Annotated in this window: 16 protein-coding genes and 1 pseudogene; 16 read left to right on the top strand and 1 reads right to left on the bottom strand. The window is 46.6% G+C overall.

What is annotated here, in order from left to right; translation table 11 throughout:
• Positions 1 to 41 precede the first annotated feature (41 nt).
• The 3 genes from BN1546_RS04840 to BN1546_RS04830 all read left to right on the top strand — a co-directional run bounded on the left by BN1546_RS04840 (position 42) and on the right by BN1546_RS04830 (position 1,457).
• Positions 42 to 461 carry an organic hydroperoxide resistance protein gene (locus tag BN1546_RS04840; protein WP_013369947.1) on the top strand — a complete coding sequence of 140 codons (420 nt, stop codon included), beginning with the start codon at positions 42 to 44 and terminating at the stop codon, positions 459 to 461.
• A gap of 122 nt (positions 462 to 583) precedes the next feature.
• Positions 584 to 910, top strand: a complete 327-nt coding sequence (locus BN1546_RS04835) for a hypothetical protein (protein ID WP_013369949.1) — start codon at positions 584 to 586, stop codon at positions 908 to 910.
• Between the two features lie 121 nt (positions 911 to 1,031).
• Positions 1,032 to 1,457 carry a thiol-disulfide oxidoreductase DCC family protein gene (locus BN1546_RS04830; RefSeq protein WP_090736230.1) on the top strand — a complete coding sequence of 142 codons (426 nt, stop codon included), beginning with the start codon at positions 1,032 to 1,034 and terminating at the stop codon, positions 1,455 to 1,457.
• Positions 1,458 to 1,462: 5 nt separating this feature from the next.
• Here the strand turns inward: BN1546_RS04830 and BN1546_RS04825 are convergent, their stop codons facing one another.
• On the bottom strand, positions 1,463 to 2,242 hold the full coding sequence (locus BN1546_RS04825) for a DUF3153 domain-containing protein (RefSeq protein ID WP_090736227.1): 780 nt from the start codon (positions 2,240 to 2,242) through the stop codon (positions 1,463 to 1,465).
• Between the two features lie 236 nt (positions 2,243 to 2,478).
• On the opposite strand from BN1546_RS04825, the gene BN1546_RS04820 reads away from it, so the two are divergent.
• The 13 genes and pseudogenes from BN1546_RS04820 (at position 2,479) to BN1546_RS04755 (ending at position 17,320) form a co-directional block, all read left to right on the top strand.
• Positions 2,479 to 3,450, top strand: coding sequence for a metal ABC transporter solute-binding protein, Zn/Mn family (locus BN1546_RS04820; protein ID WP_090736224.1), 972 nt, complete (start codon positions 2,479 to 2,481; stop codon positions 3,448 to 3,450).
• 14 nt (positions 3,451 to 3,464) lie between these two features.
• On the top strand, positions 3,465 to 4,229 hold the full coding sequence (locus BN1546_RS04815) for a metal ABC transporter ATP-binding protein (RefSeq protein ID WP_013369953.1): 765 nt from the start codon (positions 3,465 to 3,467) through the stop codon (positions 4,227 to 4,229).
• A 5-nt stretch (positions 4,230 to 4,234) separates the two neighbouring features.
• On the top strand, positions 4,235 to 5,164 hold the full coding sequence (locus BN1546_RS04810) for a metal ABC transporter permease (protein WP_025677760.1): 930 nt from the start codon (positions 4,235 to 4,237) through the stop codon (positions 5,162 to 5,164).
• Positions 5,161 to 6,048, top strand: a complete 888-nt coding sequence (locus BN1546_RS04805; protein ID WP_090736221.1) for a metal ABC transporter permease — start codon at positions 5,161 to 5,163, stop codon at positions 6,046 to 6,048. Before BN1546_RS04810 ends, BN1546_RS04805 begins: the two co-directional genes overlap by 4 nt.
• Before the next feature lie 219 nt (positions 6,049 to 6,267).
• Positions 6,268 to 8,594: pseudogene (locus tag BN1546_RS04800) on the top strand (histidine kinase).
• A gap of 520 nt (positions 8,595 to 9,114) precedes the next feature.
• Positions 9,115 to 10,287: an AAA family ATPase gene (locus tag BN1546_RS04790; RefSeq protein WP_090739126.1), complete on the top strand. Its 1,173-nt coding sequence runs from the start codon at positions 9,115 to 9,117 to the stop codon at positions 10,285 to 10,287.
• A 13-nt stretch (positions 10,288 to 10,300) separates the two neighbouring features.
• On the top strand, positions 10,301 to 11,548 hold the full coding sequence (locus tag BN1546_RS04785) for a CpaF family protein (RefSeq protein WP_090736215.1): 1,248 nt from the start codon (positions 10,301 to 10,303) through the stop codon (positions 11,546 to 11,548).
• Entirely contained in the window at positions 11,545 to 12,336 is a 792-nt protein-coding gene (locus tag BN1546_RS04780) for a type II secretion system F family protein (protein WP_090736213.1), read from the top strand. Before BN1546_RS04785 ends, BN1546_RS04780 begins: the two co-directional genes overlap by 4 nt.
• A gap of 6 nt (positions 12,337 to 12,342) precedes the next feature.
• Positions 12,343 to 13,227, top strand: coding sequence for a type II secretion system F family protein (locus tag BN1546_RS04775; RefSeq protein WP_090736210.1), 885 nt, complete (start codon positions 12,343 to 12,345; stop codon positions 13,225 to 13,227).
• A gap of 10 nt (positions 13,228 to 13,237) precedes the next feature.
• Positions 13,238 to 13,432, top strand: a complete 195-nt coding sequence (locus BN1546_RS04770; protein ID WP_013369963.1) for a Flp1 family type IVb pilin — start codon at positions 13,238 to 13,240, stop codon at positions 13,430 to 13,432.
• Positions 13,432 to 14,100 (top strand): TadE family protein, encoded by a 669-nt coding sequence (locus tag BN1546_RS04765; RefSeq protein WP_090736208.1) that lies wholly within the window; start codon positions 13,432 to 13,434, stop codon positions 14,098 to 14,100. The genes BN1546_RS04770 and BN1546_RS04765 overlap by 1 nt, the downstream gene beginning before the upstream one ends.
• 39 nt (positions 14,101 to 14,139) lie before the next feature.
• Positions 14,140 to 16,356 carry a DUF5702 domain-containing protein gene (locus BN1546_RS04760; protein ID WP_090736205.1) on the top strand — a complete coding sequence of 739 codons (2,217 nt, stop codon included), beginning with the start codon at positions 14,140 to 14,142 and terminating at the stop codon, positions 16,354 to 16,356.
• The gene (locus BN1546_RS04755; RefSeq protein WP_090736203.1) at positions 16,325 to 17,320 is read left to right on the top strand and encodes a pilus assembly protein; all 996 of its coding nucleotides are present in this window, start codon (positions 16,325 to 16,327) and stop codon (positions 17,318 to 17,320) included. The genes BN1546_RS04760 and BN1546_RS04755 overlap by 32 nt, the downstream gene beginning before the upstream one ends.
• Positions 17,321 to 17,401 lie beyond the last annotated feature (81 nt).

The raw sequence follows: 17,401 nt of genomic DNA, 5'->3' as shown, positions 1-17,401 counted from the left end.
CTGCGGAATGTCAATAAGATGGAAGAAGGAGAGATGAAATCATGGAAGCGTTATACACAGCATCAGCAACGGTACATGGTGGAAGAGACGGTTCAGTGGCTTCTTCAGACGGGGTATTGAAGCATAAGCTGAGCACACCGAAGGAACTGGGTGGCGCAGGTGGGGACGCTACGAATCCGGAGCAACTGTTTGCGGCAGGCTATGGCGCATGCTATGAAAGTGCGTTGGCAAATGTGGCCCGTAAAGCCAAGGTAAAGGTGGACAATGTAGAGGTCACCAGCCACGTATCGATCGGCAAGGACCCAAGCGACGGCGGCTTCCAGTTAGCGGTGCGTCTGGATGTAAAAATACCGGGGATTGAGCGTTCCCAGGCTGAAGATTTGGCACGCCAAGCACATGATTTTTGTCCGTACTCCAAAGCCACTCGCGGTAACATTGATGTTGAACTCAACGTCATTTGACCGCATTTTTAAAAATTTCACACACGGCCGCCGATTGATCGGCGGCTTTTACACCTAAATCTTGATTCGCTGAGAATGGCGTCCATTTGACATCATCGCCAAAATTCATTAAGATGTCATAGGTGATTCTGGTCATCAGGTACGAAACAAATTTGAAAAATACGGGTGATATGATGTCTTACAGACCGAATATTGTTAATTTCACGCTGGCTGGTAGCAACGAAAAGGAAGGGCTTTATGAGTTTAAAATGAGTTTGGCCGATGGAACGGAGTGCCGCGTTTTTTCTCAACGTAATCCGGAGTGGACTTTGACGAATATTAGTCGACTGCTAACGACGCCTTGCCCGGTATGCCATAAGGATTTTATCTGCAAGTGTATGGATCAGTTCCATGATGAGTTTTTAGAGCAAATTAATGCAAAACAGCTGTTTGAGAAAGCATTGAGCTAGTTTTTCTAACAGGCAAGGATAATTTCTAGACAAGCGTCGGATACTTTCGGCGTTTTTTTGTTTATAATCGAACCGTTGCGTTTTCATGCCGTTGATTTCTCTGTGGAGGTGAAATGCGTTGATGAACCAGTCTGATCATGTCCATACCGAATATTCCATTGTATTGGTGGATGGGGTATGCCACTTTTGTCAGGGAGCAACCCGCTTCATTATCAAGCGTGATCCTAAGGGAATATTCCATTTTGGTTCCCTGCAATCCGAGGTAGGGCAAGAACTTTTACGTGCAGGTGGACTGTCTACAGATCAACTGGATACATTCGTGCTGATTGAAGACGGTACGTATTATACAAGGTCAACTGCAGCTTTACGGATTGCCAAACGCCTTCGTTTTCCATACCCGCTGGCCTATGTATTCATCTTGATTCCCCGCTTTGTGCGCAACGCAGCCTATAACTGGGTAGCACGTAACCGATATCGTTGGTTTGGCAAGGATGAGGAGGATCAATGTCAGATCCCCCCACCAGAAATTAGGAAACGATTTTTTTAGTTGCTTTATTTATGTTTATTTTTACGACGATAATTACGAATCAGTAATATCACAGCTACCGCGATCAGTATGAGACCCGTAGCCGATACATACACGATATGGCGTACATTGGGTACGTTGACCGACAATTTTAGCTCGTTTGACTCTAATGGAGCAATGTCCCAATAGAGTGTTTTTCCATCATCCGACACACGGTCCGCATTGCTGGAAGCAGGCTGGATGGGCAGGGATAGGCTGAAGTTAAGATCCAGTTGCCGTTCTAGTAATTTGCGTGCGAACACATTCATTTGTTCTAATTTATCACTCAGGCCACGAGCTTCTTCAGGAAGCATCCGAGGCAAATCGAGCTTAAGCGTAAGATCCATATTGGTTGTGAAAAAATGCTGGCTCACTGCGCGATTTATTTCTAATCCCTCAGGCAGGTTTAAACCCTGATCGGGATTTTTTTGGTTTGTACCCCAATCCCCTTGATAATGCCCCTTTATTTGATATCCCTTTCTCCCTTGTTCCGATAGCGGCTGTACGTCTACATTATTGCTTTGCATACGTTGAACTAATCGATCGAGCAGCCCCGGATTGTCCAACATCATCAGTGTCTGGTTGTTTACACTGAACGTTGCATCCATATCTACACTTTGATCTAGATGAACATCTACATGAATGTCACCCCGAGCACAGGAAGTTAGGGCAAACAGACAACACACCAGCATAAAAATGAGCAGTATTTTTCGTAACTGTATTTGCCGACGTTTGTTCCAATTAGGGCTGTATCCTGTTGGGTCCATGACTTGCACCTTCTTTGTATGGTTTCTTTGGTATAACGACCGGATATCTTCTATATATTACACATTCGGAGAGCCAAAATCGAACGATATAAAAGAATAGTTAAGATTTATATTTCAAAAATGTTTCCTTAGGTAAAAACTTTAGTGTATACTCTAAAATATAGTATGGATAAAAAATAATTGTCTCAAGGAAATAGTTTGTCCTAAAACAAATATTAAAAGGAGGATTCTAAAACATGAACAAGCAGTTTAAGAAGGCTTTGCCACAATGGGTAGCGACGGTTGGAGTGTTGTCTCTAGTTCTGGTTCTAGCGACTGCATGTACAGATGCCAAGAAGACAGAACAGGGAGCTACGAAAGAGGCGGGACAGAAAATAAAGGCTACGACTACCATCGGTATGATCTCTGACATTGTCGGGAAGGTCGGCGGTGCTCATGTGGAGGTCACGGGAATTATGAAGTCAGGCGTTGACCCACATTTGTACAAGGCGTCTCAGGGAGATATGCGTAAGCTGGATAAAGCCGACATCATTTTTTATAACGGGTTGCATCTGGAAGGGAAAATGCAGGACATCCTGGAGAAAATTAGCAAGAAAAAGCCTGTTATACCCGTGTCCAAAAACATTGCCCAAAATCAATTGCGTGCAGCTAGCCCAGAAATGGGATCTGAGTATGATCCACATATCTGGTTTGATGTACAAAACTGGATGTCTGCGGTAGAAACCGTCAGAGATGAATTGTCGGCACTTGATGCTGCTCATGCGGAGGATTATAAGGCCAATGCCGAAGCTTATCTCGCTGAGCTACGAGAACTGGACGATTACACGAGAGAGCAGATTGCCAGTATACCGAAGGCACAGCGCGTACTTGTCACGGCACATGATGCATTTGGCTATTTCGGAGACGCTTACCAGATTCAAGTAAGAGGCCTTCAAGGCATGAGTACAGAATCAGAGGCGGGCTCACAAGATGTGACCAAGCTGAGAGATTATCTGGTGGAGCATAAAATTAAAGCCATATTTGTAGAATCAAGTGTTCCGAGAAAGGCCATAGATGCGGTTATTCAGGGTGCAGCTCAGCAAAGTCATACCATACAGGTTGGCGGCGAGCTGTATTCGGATGCTATGGGTGAAGAGGGGACAGAAGATGGAACGTATATTGGAATGGTCAAGCATAACGTGAATACGATCGTTAGAGCTCTTAAATAAGGAGGCGTAGACACATGGGACATTCACCACTTGTTGTTCGTGATTTATCGGTAGCCTATCAAAAAAAGCCCGTTTTGTTCGATGTCTCCTTTGAGGTGCCGGAAGGTAAGCTGATTGGTATTATCGGCCCCAACGGGGCTGGCAAATCTACACTGATCAAGGCCGTGCTTGGGCTGATTCCAAAGCTCAGGGGCGAGGTGCTGGTCTACGGCAAGCCCTATAAGCAACAGCTGCTCAAGGTTGGATATGTACCGCAGCGGGAGTCGGTGGATTGGGATTTTCCGACGAACGCTCTAGATGTGGTTATGATGGGACGTTACGGCAGACTGGGCTGGTTTAAACGTCCGGGAGCAGCAGATCGTCAGGCTGCGATGGAGAGTTTGGACAAGGTTGGAATGAGCAAATTTGCAGACAGGCAGATTAGTCAATTATCTGGCGGTCAGCAACAACGTGTATTTTTGGCGAGAGCGCTTGCGCAGGACGCTCAGCTTTATTTTATGGATGAACCGTTTGTTGGTGTGGACGCTGCAACAGAAAAAGCTATCATTTCATTGCTTAACGATCTGAAACAGCAGGGGAAAACCGTGCTTGTCGTTCATCATGATTTATCTACGGTCACGGATTATTTTGACCAGGTTATGCTGTTGAACGGGCATCTGATGGCATTTGGAGAGACCGCAGATATTTTTACCGAGGGAAATCTGCAACGTACGTATGGCGGGCGTCTGAGTATACTCAAAACAGGTTCGGAATCCGGCACGATACTCGGAGTGAGGTGAGCAGTATGACAAGCTTGGCAGCGCTTTTGGCAGACCCGAACATGCAATGGATTTTGCTTGGATGTATTTTACTCGGTTTAAGCAGCGGGGTGATTGGCAGTTTTATGTATTTGCGTAAGCAATCACTTATGGGAGATGCTTTGGCACATGCGGCTTTGCCGGGGGTATGTGTGGCTTTTATGATCACAGGTACAAAATCCATGTTTGGATTTATGATTGGAGCAGCCATTGCAGGGATTGTTGCTACCTTTGCCATCAGTGCGCTAACCCGGTATTCGCGAATTAAAAGTGATTCAGCGATTGCAGCGGTGCTGTCCGTATTTTTTGGCTTCGGCATTATGTTGTTGACCGAAATTCAGCATAGTGGCGCAGGCAACCAAAGTGGGCTGGATAAATTTTTATTTGGCCAGGCTGCGGCAATGGTGTTGTCTGATGTCTATACGATGGCGGTAATTTCGGTGGTGCTCATTGGAATATGTTTATTATTTTTCAAGGAATTTAAGCTGCTCAGCTTTGATCCCGGCTTTGCCCGTGGACTTGGTTTTCCGGCAGGTCTACTGGATAAGTTATTAATGCTGTTGATTGTCATTGCGGTGGTGGCTGGCATTCAAGCTGTGGGCGTCATTATGATGGCTGCCCTGCTGATTACCCCGGCCGTGTCGGCAAGATACTGGACAGAGAAGCTGGGTGTTATGGTATGCCTGTCAGGCTTGTTTGGTGCTATAGCGGGTCTTGGTGGGACTGTTATTAGCTCTCTGGGACAAAATTTGCCTACAGGACCATTGTGCGTGTTGTGTGCGACTGTGGTATTTGGTGTAAGTCTGATCTTTGCGCCGCAGCGTGGAATGATTTCCAAGGCTATCGTTCAGTTAAACGCCAGAAAAAGTCTGGAGCAGGGAGTTGGAACACAGCCCAGGGAGGAACGTGCCCTATGAGTTCATTTTATGTGATCCTGACGGGAATGTTAGTGGCAGGGGGATGTAGTATCGTCGGATGCTTTCTCGTGCTTCGGAAAATGGCTATGATCGGTGATGCCATCAGTCATGCGGTACTGCCTGGTATTGTCATTGCCTTTCTCATCAGCGGATCGAGGGATTCGGTGTGGATGATGTTTGGTGCTGCCGTGCTGGGGCTTCTAACGGTGTATCTGATTCAGCTATTCCAACAAAGCGGTCTGCAAAGTGATGCTGCCATTGGCGTTGTGTTTACAACATTGTTTGCTATCGGTGTTTTACTGATCAGTGTGTTTGCTTCCGATGCCCATCTGGATATGGACCACGTTTTGTATGGGGAAATTGCTTATGTTCCGTGGAATACGATAGAGATTGCTGGCTTCGATATAGGTCCGAGGGCTGTGTGGATTACGGGGGCAATGTTTTTGATCAATCTGCTCGTGGTAGGGGGCTTTTTCAAGCAATTTAAAGTCACTTCCTTTGATCCCGCATTGGCCGCTTCATTGGGCATTCCGGTTGTTTTTTTTCATTATCTGCTAATGAGTCTCGTATCACTAACGACAGTGGCGTCATTTGAGAGTGTGGGTGCAATTCTAGTGGTTGGCATGCTTGTTGTACCGCCTCTTACCGCTTATTTGCTGACGGAGAAGCTGTCCCGTATGATTGCATACAGCGTGGGAGTTGGAGCCATTAGCTCGATCGTAGGCTTTTATACAGCAACTGTATTGGATGCTTCTATTGCGGCATGTATGCTGTGTGTATCGGGTGTGTTGCTGCTTTTGGCTTTTCTATTTTCCCCGTCTCATGGTGTGGTATGGCGAAAGTTTTTTCAACAACGGGGAATCATTGGCGAAAATAGCAAGTGAGTCTCGTAGGAAGTGTTCCTATATGAATTACTCATAATAGCGTGCAGACGGGCATAAAGTGCCTGAATGCACGCTTTTTTAAGCTTATGCTAATCTGTGCGGCTTTTTTTGAGGCAAGCTTGTTGGGTCATCTTGAATTAACCGGGACACGGGAGTACATTCTTTACAATCACACAGAAGGATTCGGAACGAGCTGTTACGCTGCGGGGAGGAACGAAATTGGAGAGCTTCAAACGTAAATCACCAGAGGAGATACTGGATTCCATTAACAAATTGCATCGAGGCAGACTCAAAATATACATTGGTGCGGTCAGTGGCTCTGGCAAAACGTATCATATGCTGCAGGAGGGACAATCGCTGCAGCATGAAGGGATTGATGTTGTAATTTGTGCGGTATCGACTCTGCAACGGCGTGAGACCGTGGAACAGGTCGGCTCCCTAGAGCGAGTACCCAGTATTCATTGGATGAAGGATGGCGAGGAGCAAAAGGATCTGAATGTGGAAGCTTTAGTGGCGCGAAATCCTGAGGTGGTGCTGGTAGATCATTTGGCACATCATAACCGAAAAGACGCCTCGTTTCCAACAAGGCTGGAGGATATTCGGTATTTGCTGGAGATGGGAATTAGCGTCATTACGACGGTCAATGTTTATGAACTCGAAGGGATCACGGAGTGGGTATATCAGCTGACTGGCTTTGAAGCGGAATATACGGTTCCGGTTGATACATTGGAGCTGGCGGATGAAATTCGTCTAATTGATGCCACCCCGGAGATGATTCTGGAACGGCTGGCGAAAGGTTACATGCATACGCCCAATCCAGAGATGTTTCACCGGGGAAATCTGGGTAAATTGCGTGAGCTCGCTCTGCGATTGGTGGCAGAGGATGTGAATGATTCGCTGGAACGGCACCGGGAGGAGCTAGGCTTGCACGGGGCGTCAGGAGCAGCAGAGCGTATTTTGGTGCCTGTCCAATATCATTGGAATGGATCCATTTATGTACGTAGGGGAGAACAGGTGGCCAAGCGATTGGGTGGAGATATGCTGGTGGTCTCTTTTGTCAGCTCGAAGCGCAAGCTGTCCAAGGAATCAGCAGCCTTCAAACGTTCCATTGAGCAGTTGGCCGATAAGATCGGATCGACATTTGAAGAAATCCCGCTCTTTTCCCGCAGAAGGCTGCCACGTCAACTTATCCATTATGCGGTGACTCACAATGTTACCCGAATTGTTATGGGGCATTCTCGGCAGACTCCGTGGCAGGAGCTGGTTAAAGGATCACTGGTGAACGGAATTTTAAAACGAATGAAAAATATGGATTTGCTGTTGATTGCAGACCGAGCCGAGCAGGAGGGCGAACGGATTTTGCCAACGATGAGACAGGAGGAAGGAGATACTGACCCGTATCATCGTTTGAGCGTTGAGGAAGTGCAGGCTGAGGAAGCCAAAATTCTGCGGGGCAAGCTCAAAGTATATATTGGGGCTGCTCCGGGGGTCGGCAAAACATACACCATGCTGAGAGAGGGAAATGATCTGCTGGAAAGCGGGATTGATGTGGTTATCGGATTGCTGGAAACGCACGGAAGAGCAGAAACACTAGCCCAGGTAGGATCTCTGGAGATGATTCCCCGTCAGTCTATCGAGCGTCATGGTGCACATTTGGAAGAGATGGACACTGAAGCCATTCTCAGGCGTAATCCTGAGGTAGTGCTAGTTGATGAGCTGGCACATACCAACGTTCCGGGAAGTCTGAGATCTAAGCGTTATGAGGATGTACTGGCCATTTTGGAACAAGGTATTTCTGTTATATCCACAATGAATGTGCAGCATCTGGAGAGCTTGAATGACGCAGTAGAACAAATTACTGGCATTCGGGTGAGAGAAACAGTTCCTGACCATATGATGCGTCTGGCCGATGAAGTACAGCTTGTTGATGTGGCTCCCAAATCGTTACAGCAACGTATGCGTGAGGGCAAAATTTACGCTCCTGCGAAGGTGGAGCAGGCACTTAGCCACTTTTTTAAGCTGGGTAATCTAATTGCGCTGCGTGAACTTGCTTTGCGGGAATTGGCAGACGATGTAGATGAGCGGCTGGAATCCTGGGATCGGCACGAGTCACTTCGGGGACCGTGGCGCAGGGAGGAAGTGATTTTTGTAGGCGTGACGCTAAGTGAAAATGCTGAAAGGTTGATTCGCCGCGGTTTTCGTATCGCATTTCGTTTGAAGGCTGTGTGGATTGTGACTTATGTCCATATCGGTGAGCGTATACCGGAGAGATTGAACCCTCGTCTGGAACAAATAAAGCTGCTGACCCACCGACTGGGGGAACCTTTGAAATTCGGCTTGTTTCCAGCAGACGCGAGATTGCCGACATTTTGATTGCTCCAGTAGAAGGATATTCAGGTACGCAGCTCATCGTGGGACAGTCTTCCCGAAGTAGCTGTTGGGGGAAGACTGCGGTTGTGCCGAGGATTCTCCGTCAAGCACGTCATATGGATGTTCTTATCGTGGCGGATTATGATCCGGATATTAAGCTGGAGACAGATTATTAAAATGCCCAATCCATTCATAAATAGTCATATGCTGGTTACCGGTTATTCACTGCTTCCATAGTATATTCTATCTCAAAGAAATGGAGGCGAGTTTGAATGTATAAACATCGTAAGCATGATTGTCATTTTCCAAAGCCAAAAAAACGTGTTTTTAAGAAAATCATTAAGGTGACTGTCATTAAGTTTAAACCAAAATTTAAACGTGATCACTGGAAACATGAAGACTTTGATAAGAAATGTCATTGCCGGAAACGTCGCCATCATCGCCATCATGACTGTCATCGTCGTCACCACAAATTCTACTAAGTTGAAGATCGTAGGAGGCGGGGCTAGACTGCCCGCCTTCTCCTAGTACCAGAATTCTAAGAAAATACTTGCGCAAAAAATACTTGCTCTAACACAGGTGCTATGCTATTCTACCAATAAATAGATTGCACGTGACGGAAGCACCGTTCACCAACCGTATGTACTTACGGATGGATGAACGGTGCTTTTTTGCGTTGTTGTGTTGGGAAAGGGGATGAGCATATTGGTTCCGGTAAAAGTGGTATTGGCCGTAGAAGGCCGGGATTATATTGAGCCTCTGCTGAATTATGTTCACGGAAGCGAGTACGCCAGAAGGCTCAGAATAACGGCTTTTTCGCAGCCGGAGGCATTTCATCAATACATGATGGAAACTAGCGGAATGAAAAGACCAGATGTGGTAGTAGGTGAAATGCCCTTTCTGAATCTATGGACAGCTCGGGAAGATGCAAATATTCCTTGTTTGGTATTACATGAGGGAGAACAAGTAAGTGAATATGGGCAGCCTGTATTAAAATATCAGCCTTTATCTGAACTGGCCGGTATTATTTTGGAAACGGCGAGACAGAGGTTGAATGGTCGGAAAAGCGTAAACAGTCGGGAAGGTGGAATGATTATCGGCATGGTGGCAGCTTCAGGTGGATTGGGCAAGACAACGGCCGCGCTCAATATGTCCAAGCAGCTGGGGAATGAGGGATATTCGGTATTCTACTTGAATCTGGAAACGGTGGATTCAAGCTCGTTGTTCACTGGTTCAGACAGTTCTAGCGGAGCACAAGGAGAAGGAGAAGGACTGTCCAGACTGCTGTATGATCTCAAGTCGGAGGGAAATGAGGGCACTTCGTTATCTTTGGCTTCGTATTGTGTGCGTCGTCCTGAAATTCAGGCTGATACGTTTCAACCTGTCTATAATCGCAAGGAATTGACAGACATGACTTGTGATGAAGCGAAAGAGCTCATTCGAACGATTGCTGAAAGCGGGCAGTATGATGTAGTGATCGTAGATTGCGATTCTGAAAATGGTGAGCGGGCTCAAGCCGTGCTTGAAGCTAGTCATAAGCTGATCTGGTTGCTGGCTGACGATTTAATGAGTATGCACAAGTGCGGATTATGGCTGGATGTTTTAGAAACTACACAGCCTGAAGGGCTTGAAGCCATGATATGCAAAACCAGCTTTGTGGTGAATCGCTACATGGGAACTATGATCAACTCGTTACCTCGTGACTTCATGGAACTGAACGGAGCGTTACCCTATATACCTTCATGGAAACAAATGCAGCATCGTGAGCTGCTGCTTAGTTCACCGATTTATCAGCGGGAAATTCGTCATTTGTGCCGCGAGCTGCTGGATATGGAGAGCACAGCACAGTCGACGGTTGCTTGGTCTTAAGGGGATGATGAACATGAATGAGGAACAATTTAAGGTATTGCGCGCGGATATTCGTAACGGGCTGGACGTAACGTCCTCGGTAAAGGATACAGATCTAGTACGGCATATCGAAAAGCGAATTTTACACGACGTAGAGCTGGCGAGCTTAACTTCCCGAGAAAAGCATGCACTTGTCCGCAAAATTTTCAACTCTTTCCGTGGGCTGGATGTGCTCCAGCCGTTGATTGACGACCCGACCGTTACGGAAATTATGATCAACAGTCATCGGGAAATCTTCGTGGAGCGGGCAGGTGAGGTGATTCAGGTGCCCGATCAATTCGAATCCCGCGAACGACTGGAGGATTTGATCCAGACGATTGTAGCCGGGGTGAACCGAATTGTGAATGAGGCTTCTCCCATTGTGGATGCCCGACTAAAGGACGGATCACGTGTAAATATCGTGCTGCCGCCAGTTGCTCTCAAGGGTCCGACGATGACCATACGGAAGTTTCCCGAGCGTCCCATGACGATGGATGATTTGATACGAATGGGTGCGCTCAATATAGAAGCCGCCGCTATGCTCAAAGACTTGGTACGTAGCAAGTACAACATTTTTATAAGCGGCGGAACGGGCTCTGGTAAAACAACTTTTCTGAATGCATTATCCCAGTTCATCCCTTCGTCTGAACGGATTATTACGATTGAAGATTCGGCAGAGCTGCAAATTGTGACTGTCCCCAACCTGGTTTCCATGGAAACACGGAACGCGAACACCGAGGGGAAGGGAGAAATCACGATTCGTGATCTGATTCGTTCCTCCTTACGTATGCGGCCTAACCGCATTGTGGTGGGTGAGGTCAGAGGGAGTGAGGCGTTGGATATGCTGCAAGCGATGAACACGGGACATGATGGATCGTTGTCAACTGGGCATGCGAATAATATCCGCGATATGGTCAGCCGGCTGGAAACGATGGTGCTCGGTGGGGCAGAGCTTCCGCTTGGAGTAGTACGGCAGCAGATCAGCTCGGCCATTGATATATTCGTTCATCTGTCACGGCTACGCGACAAATCCAGAAGGGTGCTAGAAATTAGCGAAGTGATTGGTTTTGAAAATGGTGAGGTGACGCTAAATCCCCTTTATCGCTTCCAAGAACACGGAGAAAGTAAAGGACAAATTGTAGGGGAACTGGAACGTTGTGGTGGGAGGCTACAACATACATTGAAGCTGCAAATGGCCGGGATCAAGCCGGAAATTTGGCACAAGGGAGGAGTATCGGCATGAGAACAGGAAAGGCGACTGCCAAGCAAGTGTCACGTGAGGTCCCTTCTCTGCCAAATTATACGGTGTATACATTATCGACTGTACAAAAAAGTATGTGCATTCTCTCTAGTGGAGTGTTGTTCGCGACGATCGGATATCTATTTTATCACCAATGGATATTATCGTTGCTGTGTGCTGCTGGAGCTGTGGTGATGCCTCGTTATTTTAGAAAGTTTTTGCTGCAACGACGTAGGTCTGCTTTAAGCATTCAATTTAAGCAGGCTTTATACTCGCTTTCGTCTTCTCTTTCAGCGGGAAGGTCGGTGGAGAATGGGTTTCGTGAGGCTGTAGAGGATTTGAGGTTGCTTAGTCCGGATGGAGATCACGATCTGATTTTTGAATTTAACATTATTACGGCCTGCCTCGAAATCGGACAGCCTGTAGAGGCTGCTTTGCAGGATTTGGCTCGTCGGGCTCAGATGGAGGATATTACGAATTTTGCGGACGTATTTGCGGCTTGCAAACGAACCGGAGGTGATCTGGTGGAAGTCGTACGACGGGCTTCAAGTGTCATTGGTGAGAAGCTGGAAATTCAGCAGGAGATCGGTGTAATGATTGCGCAGAAACGTTTTGAATCGAGGGTTATGTTTGCAGCGCCTTTTTTGTTTGTTTTGTTTATGACAGTGACCGCAGGAGACTACATGATGCCCTTATACAGCGGTACAGGTATGATTCTGTCAACCTTTTGCCTACTGGTGCTTGGTGGCTGTCTCGTGTGGATCAACCACATTATGAAGATTGAAGTGTAAGGAGTGATGGGTGTGGTGACGTTGGTTTGTCTGGTTATGCTGGTTCTGCAACTGGGAGGTTGGGTGGTGCTGAACCAAATGTACACTGCTAAGTATGCACATTTTCGCCATATGAAGCTCGAAGGACTGCGGCTGCAAAAACTTTCGGTGCCTTTTGTACACATACTTCATGTTTCACGTGCCACTCATAGGTTGCCTTTGCTGATGTTCAAGCTACAGCGTTCCATACAGAAGCTGTATGGTATGCGCAACAGCGGAGAAAAAACGATGCTTTTTCTGGCAGAAATGTTGGGGTACGGATATATGGTGGCTGCTGGTGGAGCTTTAATATCCATTATGATGGGCGGGGAAGCGACCGGACTGGTGCTTGGCTTGGGACTCGGTGTTCTGGTGCCAGTAGCGCTGGTCAAGGATTTGCATGGGAAAGTACAGAAGCGGGATCAGCAAATCTTAATGGAATTGCCTGAATTATTGAGTAAAATGATGCTTTTGGTTGGTGCGGGAGAGACAGTACAACGGGCTTTACTTCATTGCGTGGAGCGTAAAGGGGCGGATACGGTACACCCATTGTATCGGGAATTGCTGCAGACAGTGGGGGAATGGGAAAGTGGCTATTCCTTTCAACAGGCATTTGAACATCTGAGTAAACGTTGTGGTATTCAAGAAGTGACGATATTTACAACAACAGTTTTATTGAATATGAGGCGTGGCGGGAGCGATTTTGTAATGGCTTTACGTGAGTTATCTCAGACGTTATGGAGCAAGCGGACTTCGATTAGCCGCACAAGAGGGGAACAGGCTTCTTCAAAGTTAGTCTTCCCGATGGCACTAATTTTGCTAACGGTCATTGTGCTGGTGGGCGCTCCGGCTTTAATGATGATGAATATGTAGGAGGAATAAAATGATGATGACAATTGTAGCAGGTAGTATTCGTAAATTGCACAAGGATGAGGATGGTTTGGGGACGTTAGAAATGATCCTGATCATTGCGATTCTGATTGCGGTGGCGATTATTTTTAAAGATCAGATCAAGAAAATTGTAGAAGGGCTGTTGAAAAAGGCGGATAAAAAAAGTAACGATTTTATGGATTCATAATGCTGTGCAAATTGGTACAAAAAGAGGACGGAAGCTTCTCCTTGGAGGCTTCCCTCGTCTTTCCCATTTTGCTGCTGGTTATTTTTGTAATGTTATTCTTTTGCCTGTATATATATCAAAAATCTATATTGGTGCAGGTTGCCTCTACTGCTTCGGAAAGAGCCGCTTACAGTTGGGATAACAGCTTTAAGGACCCGCGTACGGGAGCATTTGCGCAAGGGCAACGGGATTCTCTCTATTGGCGCTTGAAGGATGACGTTATGTTAGGCGCCCTGTTTGGCTGGGCCGGAGCCAATAATCAGGAAAGTGTACAGGTACCGGGCGGCAATGAAGGAGGCTCGTTACCTGCTCAGAAGCTGTCCAATGCAGAAAATAGAATGCCTGCGGGTATGCATGGGCAGATGACATATGAGAACAGTATGATTCACCGTAAGGTGACCACAGAGCTAAATAAGATCGTGGAGGTACCTTTGTTGAATCAGTTTTTAGATCATACAGATTTACAAGGAAAAATGAGCTCGGGTGTGGTGGAACCTGTGGAATGGATTCGTACAATCGAGTTGGTCCGTTATTATGGTGCGAAGTTTATGGGTAGAGGCTCAGGTGAAAAGGTAGATCCGGCAATTGTAGGGAAAGTATTGATGCAATATGGGCAAAATGGTCAGTAAGGAGTAGTTAACGGGAATTAACTGGAAAGGAGGAAGCGGGTGTTTGGTAAGGGACGAAATACAAAGGACGGAGAATCAGGTGCTGTCACGGTATTCCTCATTCTGATTTTGGCGGTCATGTTCGGTTTTATTGCTGTATTTATTGATTATGCTAGAATTGCTGCACTGCATGTGCAGACTGAACGGCTGACCCATGCAGCAGTACGGTCAGTGATGTCTGCTTATGATCCGGCATTACAGCAGGAGTACGGTTTGTTTGCTTATGGTGAAGGCGGCGGCGAACAAATTATGGTCAAAGTGCTGAATGACAGTGCGCGGCGTACGGCGCGCGCGGAAACGCTACCGCTAATGAATATGAAGCTGGATTCCAGTTCACTGCAAATGGAAAGGGAGCTTGGTAAATATGCCATATTTAACGAGCAGATCCGTGAAGAGATGAAGTATAAAGCGCCTGTAGATTTTACGATGGAAGTGCTAGAAAAGCTAAAGCCACTCTCTCAAAATATGAAGGAGGCTTCACACACGGTAGATTTGCTGAAACGGCTGCAAAAGCTGTATGACAGACGTGAGGCCAAACTGGATGACATGCTGGAGAAACAGCGTAAGGCAGGAGCTTATATGGAAGAGGTTCGCAAACGGATAATTAAACAGAGGGGGACATATATGCCTAATCAGTATATATGGGACCCACTTGAAGTTGTAGCCGACATTGCTGCTCAATATAAGCATTACGTACATGTATATGAGGACAACAAGAAGAGTGTGGATGACGTTAAAATCATGCAGATGGAGAAATATGCAAGAAGGGCAAGGAAAGCACTGGATCGCCTGCGACAGGTCATGGTTCAGACTGGAGAGGAGCATGATAAGCTGCTTCTGCAAGCCAAGGAACCGTTAAATGAAGCCCGGCAGATTAATGAAGAAATGCGCAAAGTCATTGTTCAATATAAGCAGAGGGCGGCCAATGCAGGCTATGACGAGGTTTCTGCAGCCCCCACCCCAAGCGGAGCAGGCTCCAACGCTGATCCGTCTGTAGGAAGTGCCCGGCAAAGGGCAGAGGATTTGTTGGTTCCGAGCAATGAATTTGAGCAATGGGAAGCAGAAATCGAAAAGCAAAGGACCGCAATAAATACTGCTAACAATAGAATAACGAGCATGATGCGTACACTGTCTTTTTATACAGATCCATTTTTGAATGCAGACATGCTCAAGCAAGAAGTTGCTTCAACGCTCAAGGAGATAGATAAATACTTAAATGCATATGCTTGGGCGGGACCCGCCAATGTACTCGTCGGTGAGGCCAGAACGATGGATACGCGACGCGGCCCTGACAAAGAGCGCAAAAAAATGGAAAGAGAGGCAAAAAACAAGCTCAAGCAAGCCTATCGGATCATTGAGGTTCTTTCTAAAGGTAAACAAAGTGCTGAGCAATTCCGAGTAGTGGAGCAGTATTACAATGAAAGTATTTCGTTCAATCAGTCTTCATCCAGTCCATCTGTATCCGCTGATTTGTCCTATGACACCTATGATGCAACGGGGGCTTCCATGGATAGAATGGATGGTCTATATGAGGCGGCATCTAACTTACTGATTCAACTGGGAGACGAGATTTACCAGAATGAGTACGCGCTTTCTTACTTCCATCATGTGGATTTCAGCCGATTTGGTAGTTTGGCCGGATCAGGTAGAAATGTGGGTAATGCTGCACAGATTTTAAGGGACCAGCTGGAGGTGAATAATCAGGAAGTTGAGTACATCTTGTATGGGTTTCATAATCCGACGGGTAATCTGGCATCTGCCTATGGGGAGATTTTTGCTATGAGGCTTGCCATTCGAACGATGGAGGGACTGGTCAAAAACAGTTCAAAGGGTAACCCGTTGGTCGTTTTGGCGGCAGCTTTGTTATATGGAGTAGAGAAGGCGATTGAAGATATGATCATGCTGGCGCAAAAAGGGGATGTGCCTTTGTCTGATTTTCTGAAATTTCGAATGACTTACAAGGATCATTTGCGATTGTTCCTGATGCTCCATAGCAATAATGAACGAAAAATGTCCCGTATGCTTGCTCTGATCCGCCTGAATACAGATGTCAATCCAGCTGAGCGACGGACGTATGCGAAGGGTGAGGTCAAGAATGGGATGAGGCTGTGGTTTCTACCTGGAGTAATGAAAATGCTCGGAACCGCCTCCAAAGAAGGCGAGAGTATTAAGGGAAGTGTGTACTATGTCACGAAAACAGCGCATTTTTCCTATTAATCATTATCTACGGCAGGCTTGTGGATTGAAGCAGCGTGAACAAGGAAGTATTGTTTTAGAAGCGTCACTGGTATTGCCATTGTTTTTGTTTTTTATTATTTTTCTCATTTATATGGTCCAAATGACACTGGTCTCCACAGCCTTGCAGACTACCGCTTCAGAAACGGTTAAGCAGGTTTCGGCTAAAATCTACCCGGTGTCTCTAGCCGTGGAGGCGGCGTCCGCTAAAATAGATGCAGTCCGCAAACCGCTAGATGAACTTCCTAAGTTATCTGTGAGTGAATATGCAAGCCAATTCGCTGCTCAACTGCCACCTCCAATCGGCGACTGGGTAGAAAACGCTGTTCAAGGCGGTCAAAAGCCGCTGGAGGAGCTGCGGGGACACTTGACGGAGGCTGCACTTGATCCTGTTCTGAAGCCGATGCTAAAGCCTTTTATGGAGAAAAGTATTCTGGAGTATGACCGTATTCATATAACGAGCGTACATGTACCCTCTCTTACAGAAACTAAGGACCCTTATTTTAGAGTAGAGCTATCATATGAACTACCGATGAAAGTCCCCTTTTTGTATCGCAACATTGTGCTCCAAGCGGCGGCTGAGGAACGTCTTTGGATTGGTGATACAGGAGAGGGAGCAGGTACAGGTGATGAAACAGGGGATAAGGATGCGCAGCATTCCATACAGTTGCTTGTCAAGCCTGAGCCTGCTGTGAAGGGTGTATACAATTTGATCAAGGCCAAGGTTGAACCTGGGACGAATGCTACCCTTTCTGTACTTTATAAGTCAGGTGAAAGCACAGCTCAGCACTTGGGCTGGACCTCAGCCAATGCAGACGGGATTGTTGAATGGAACTGGTTTGTAGGAACAAACACAACACCAGGTCAATGGAGCTTTGTAATTGAAACGGAGGATGGCCAACGTATTGAGGTTCCGTTTTCTGTGCAGAAGACAACTGATGGATAGGCTAGATATAGACTTATAGAGTTAACTACACTGAAAAATGATTTGGCAGGCCTGCTAATTTTCATTGTTATGAAGGGGGAA

The organism is Paenibacillus sp. Mc5Re-14, assembly GCF_001049835.1.
Taxonomy (GTDB): Bacteria; Bacillota; Bacilli; order Paenibacillales; family Paenibacillaceae; genus Paenibacillus; species Paenibacillus polymyxa_C.
Note: the sequence above shows the minus strand (reverse complement) of the source record. Positions and strands in the feature narration are given on the sequence as shown.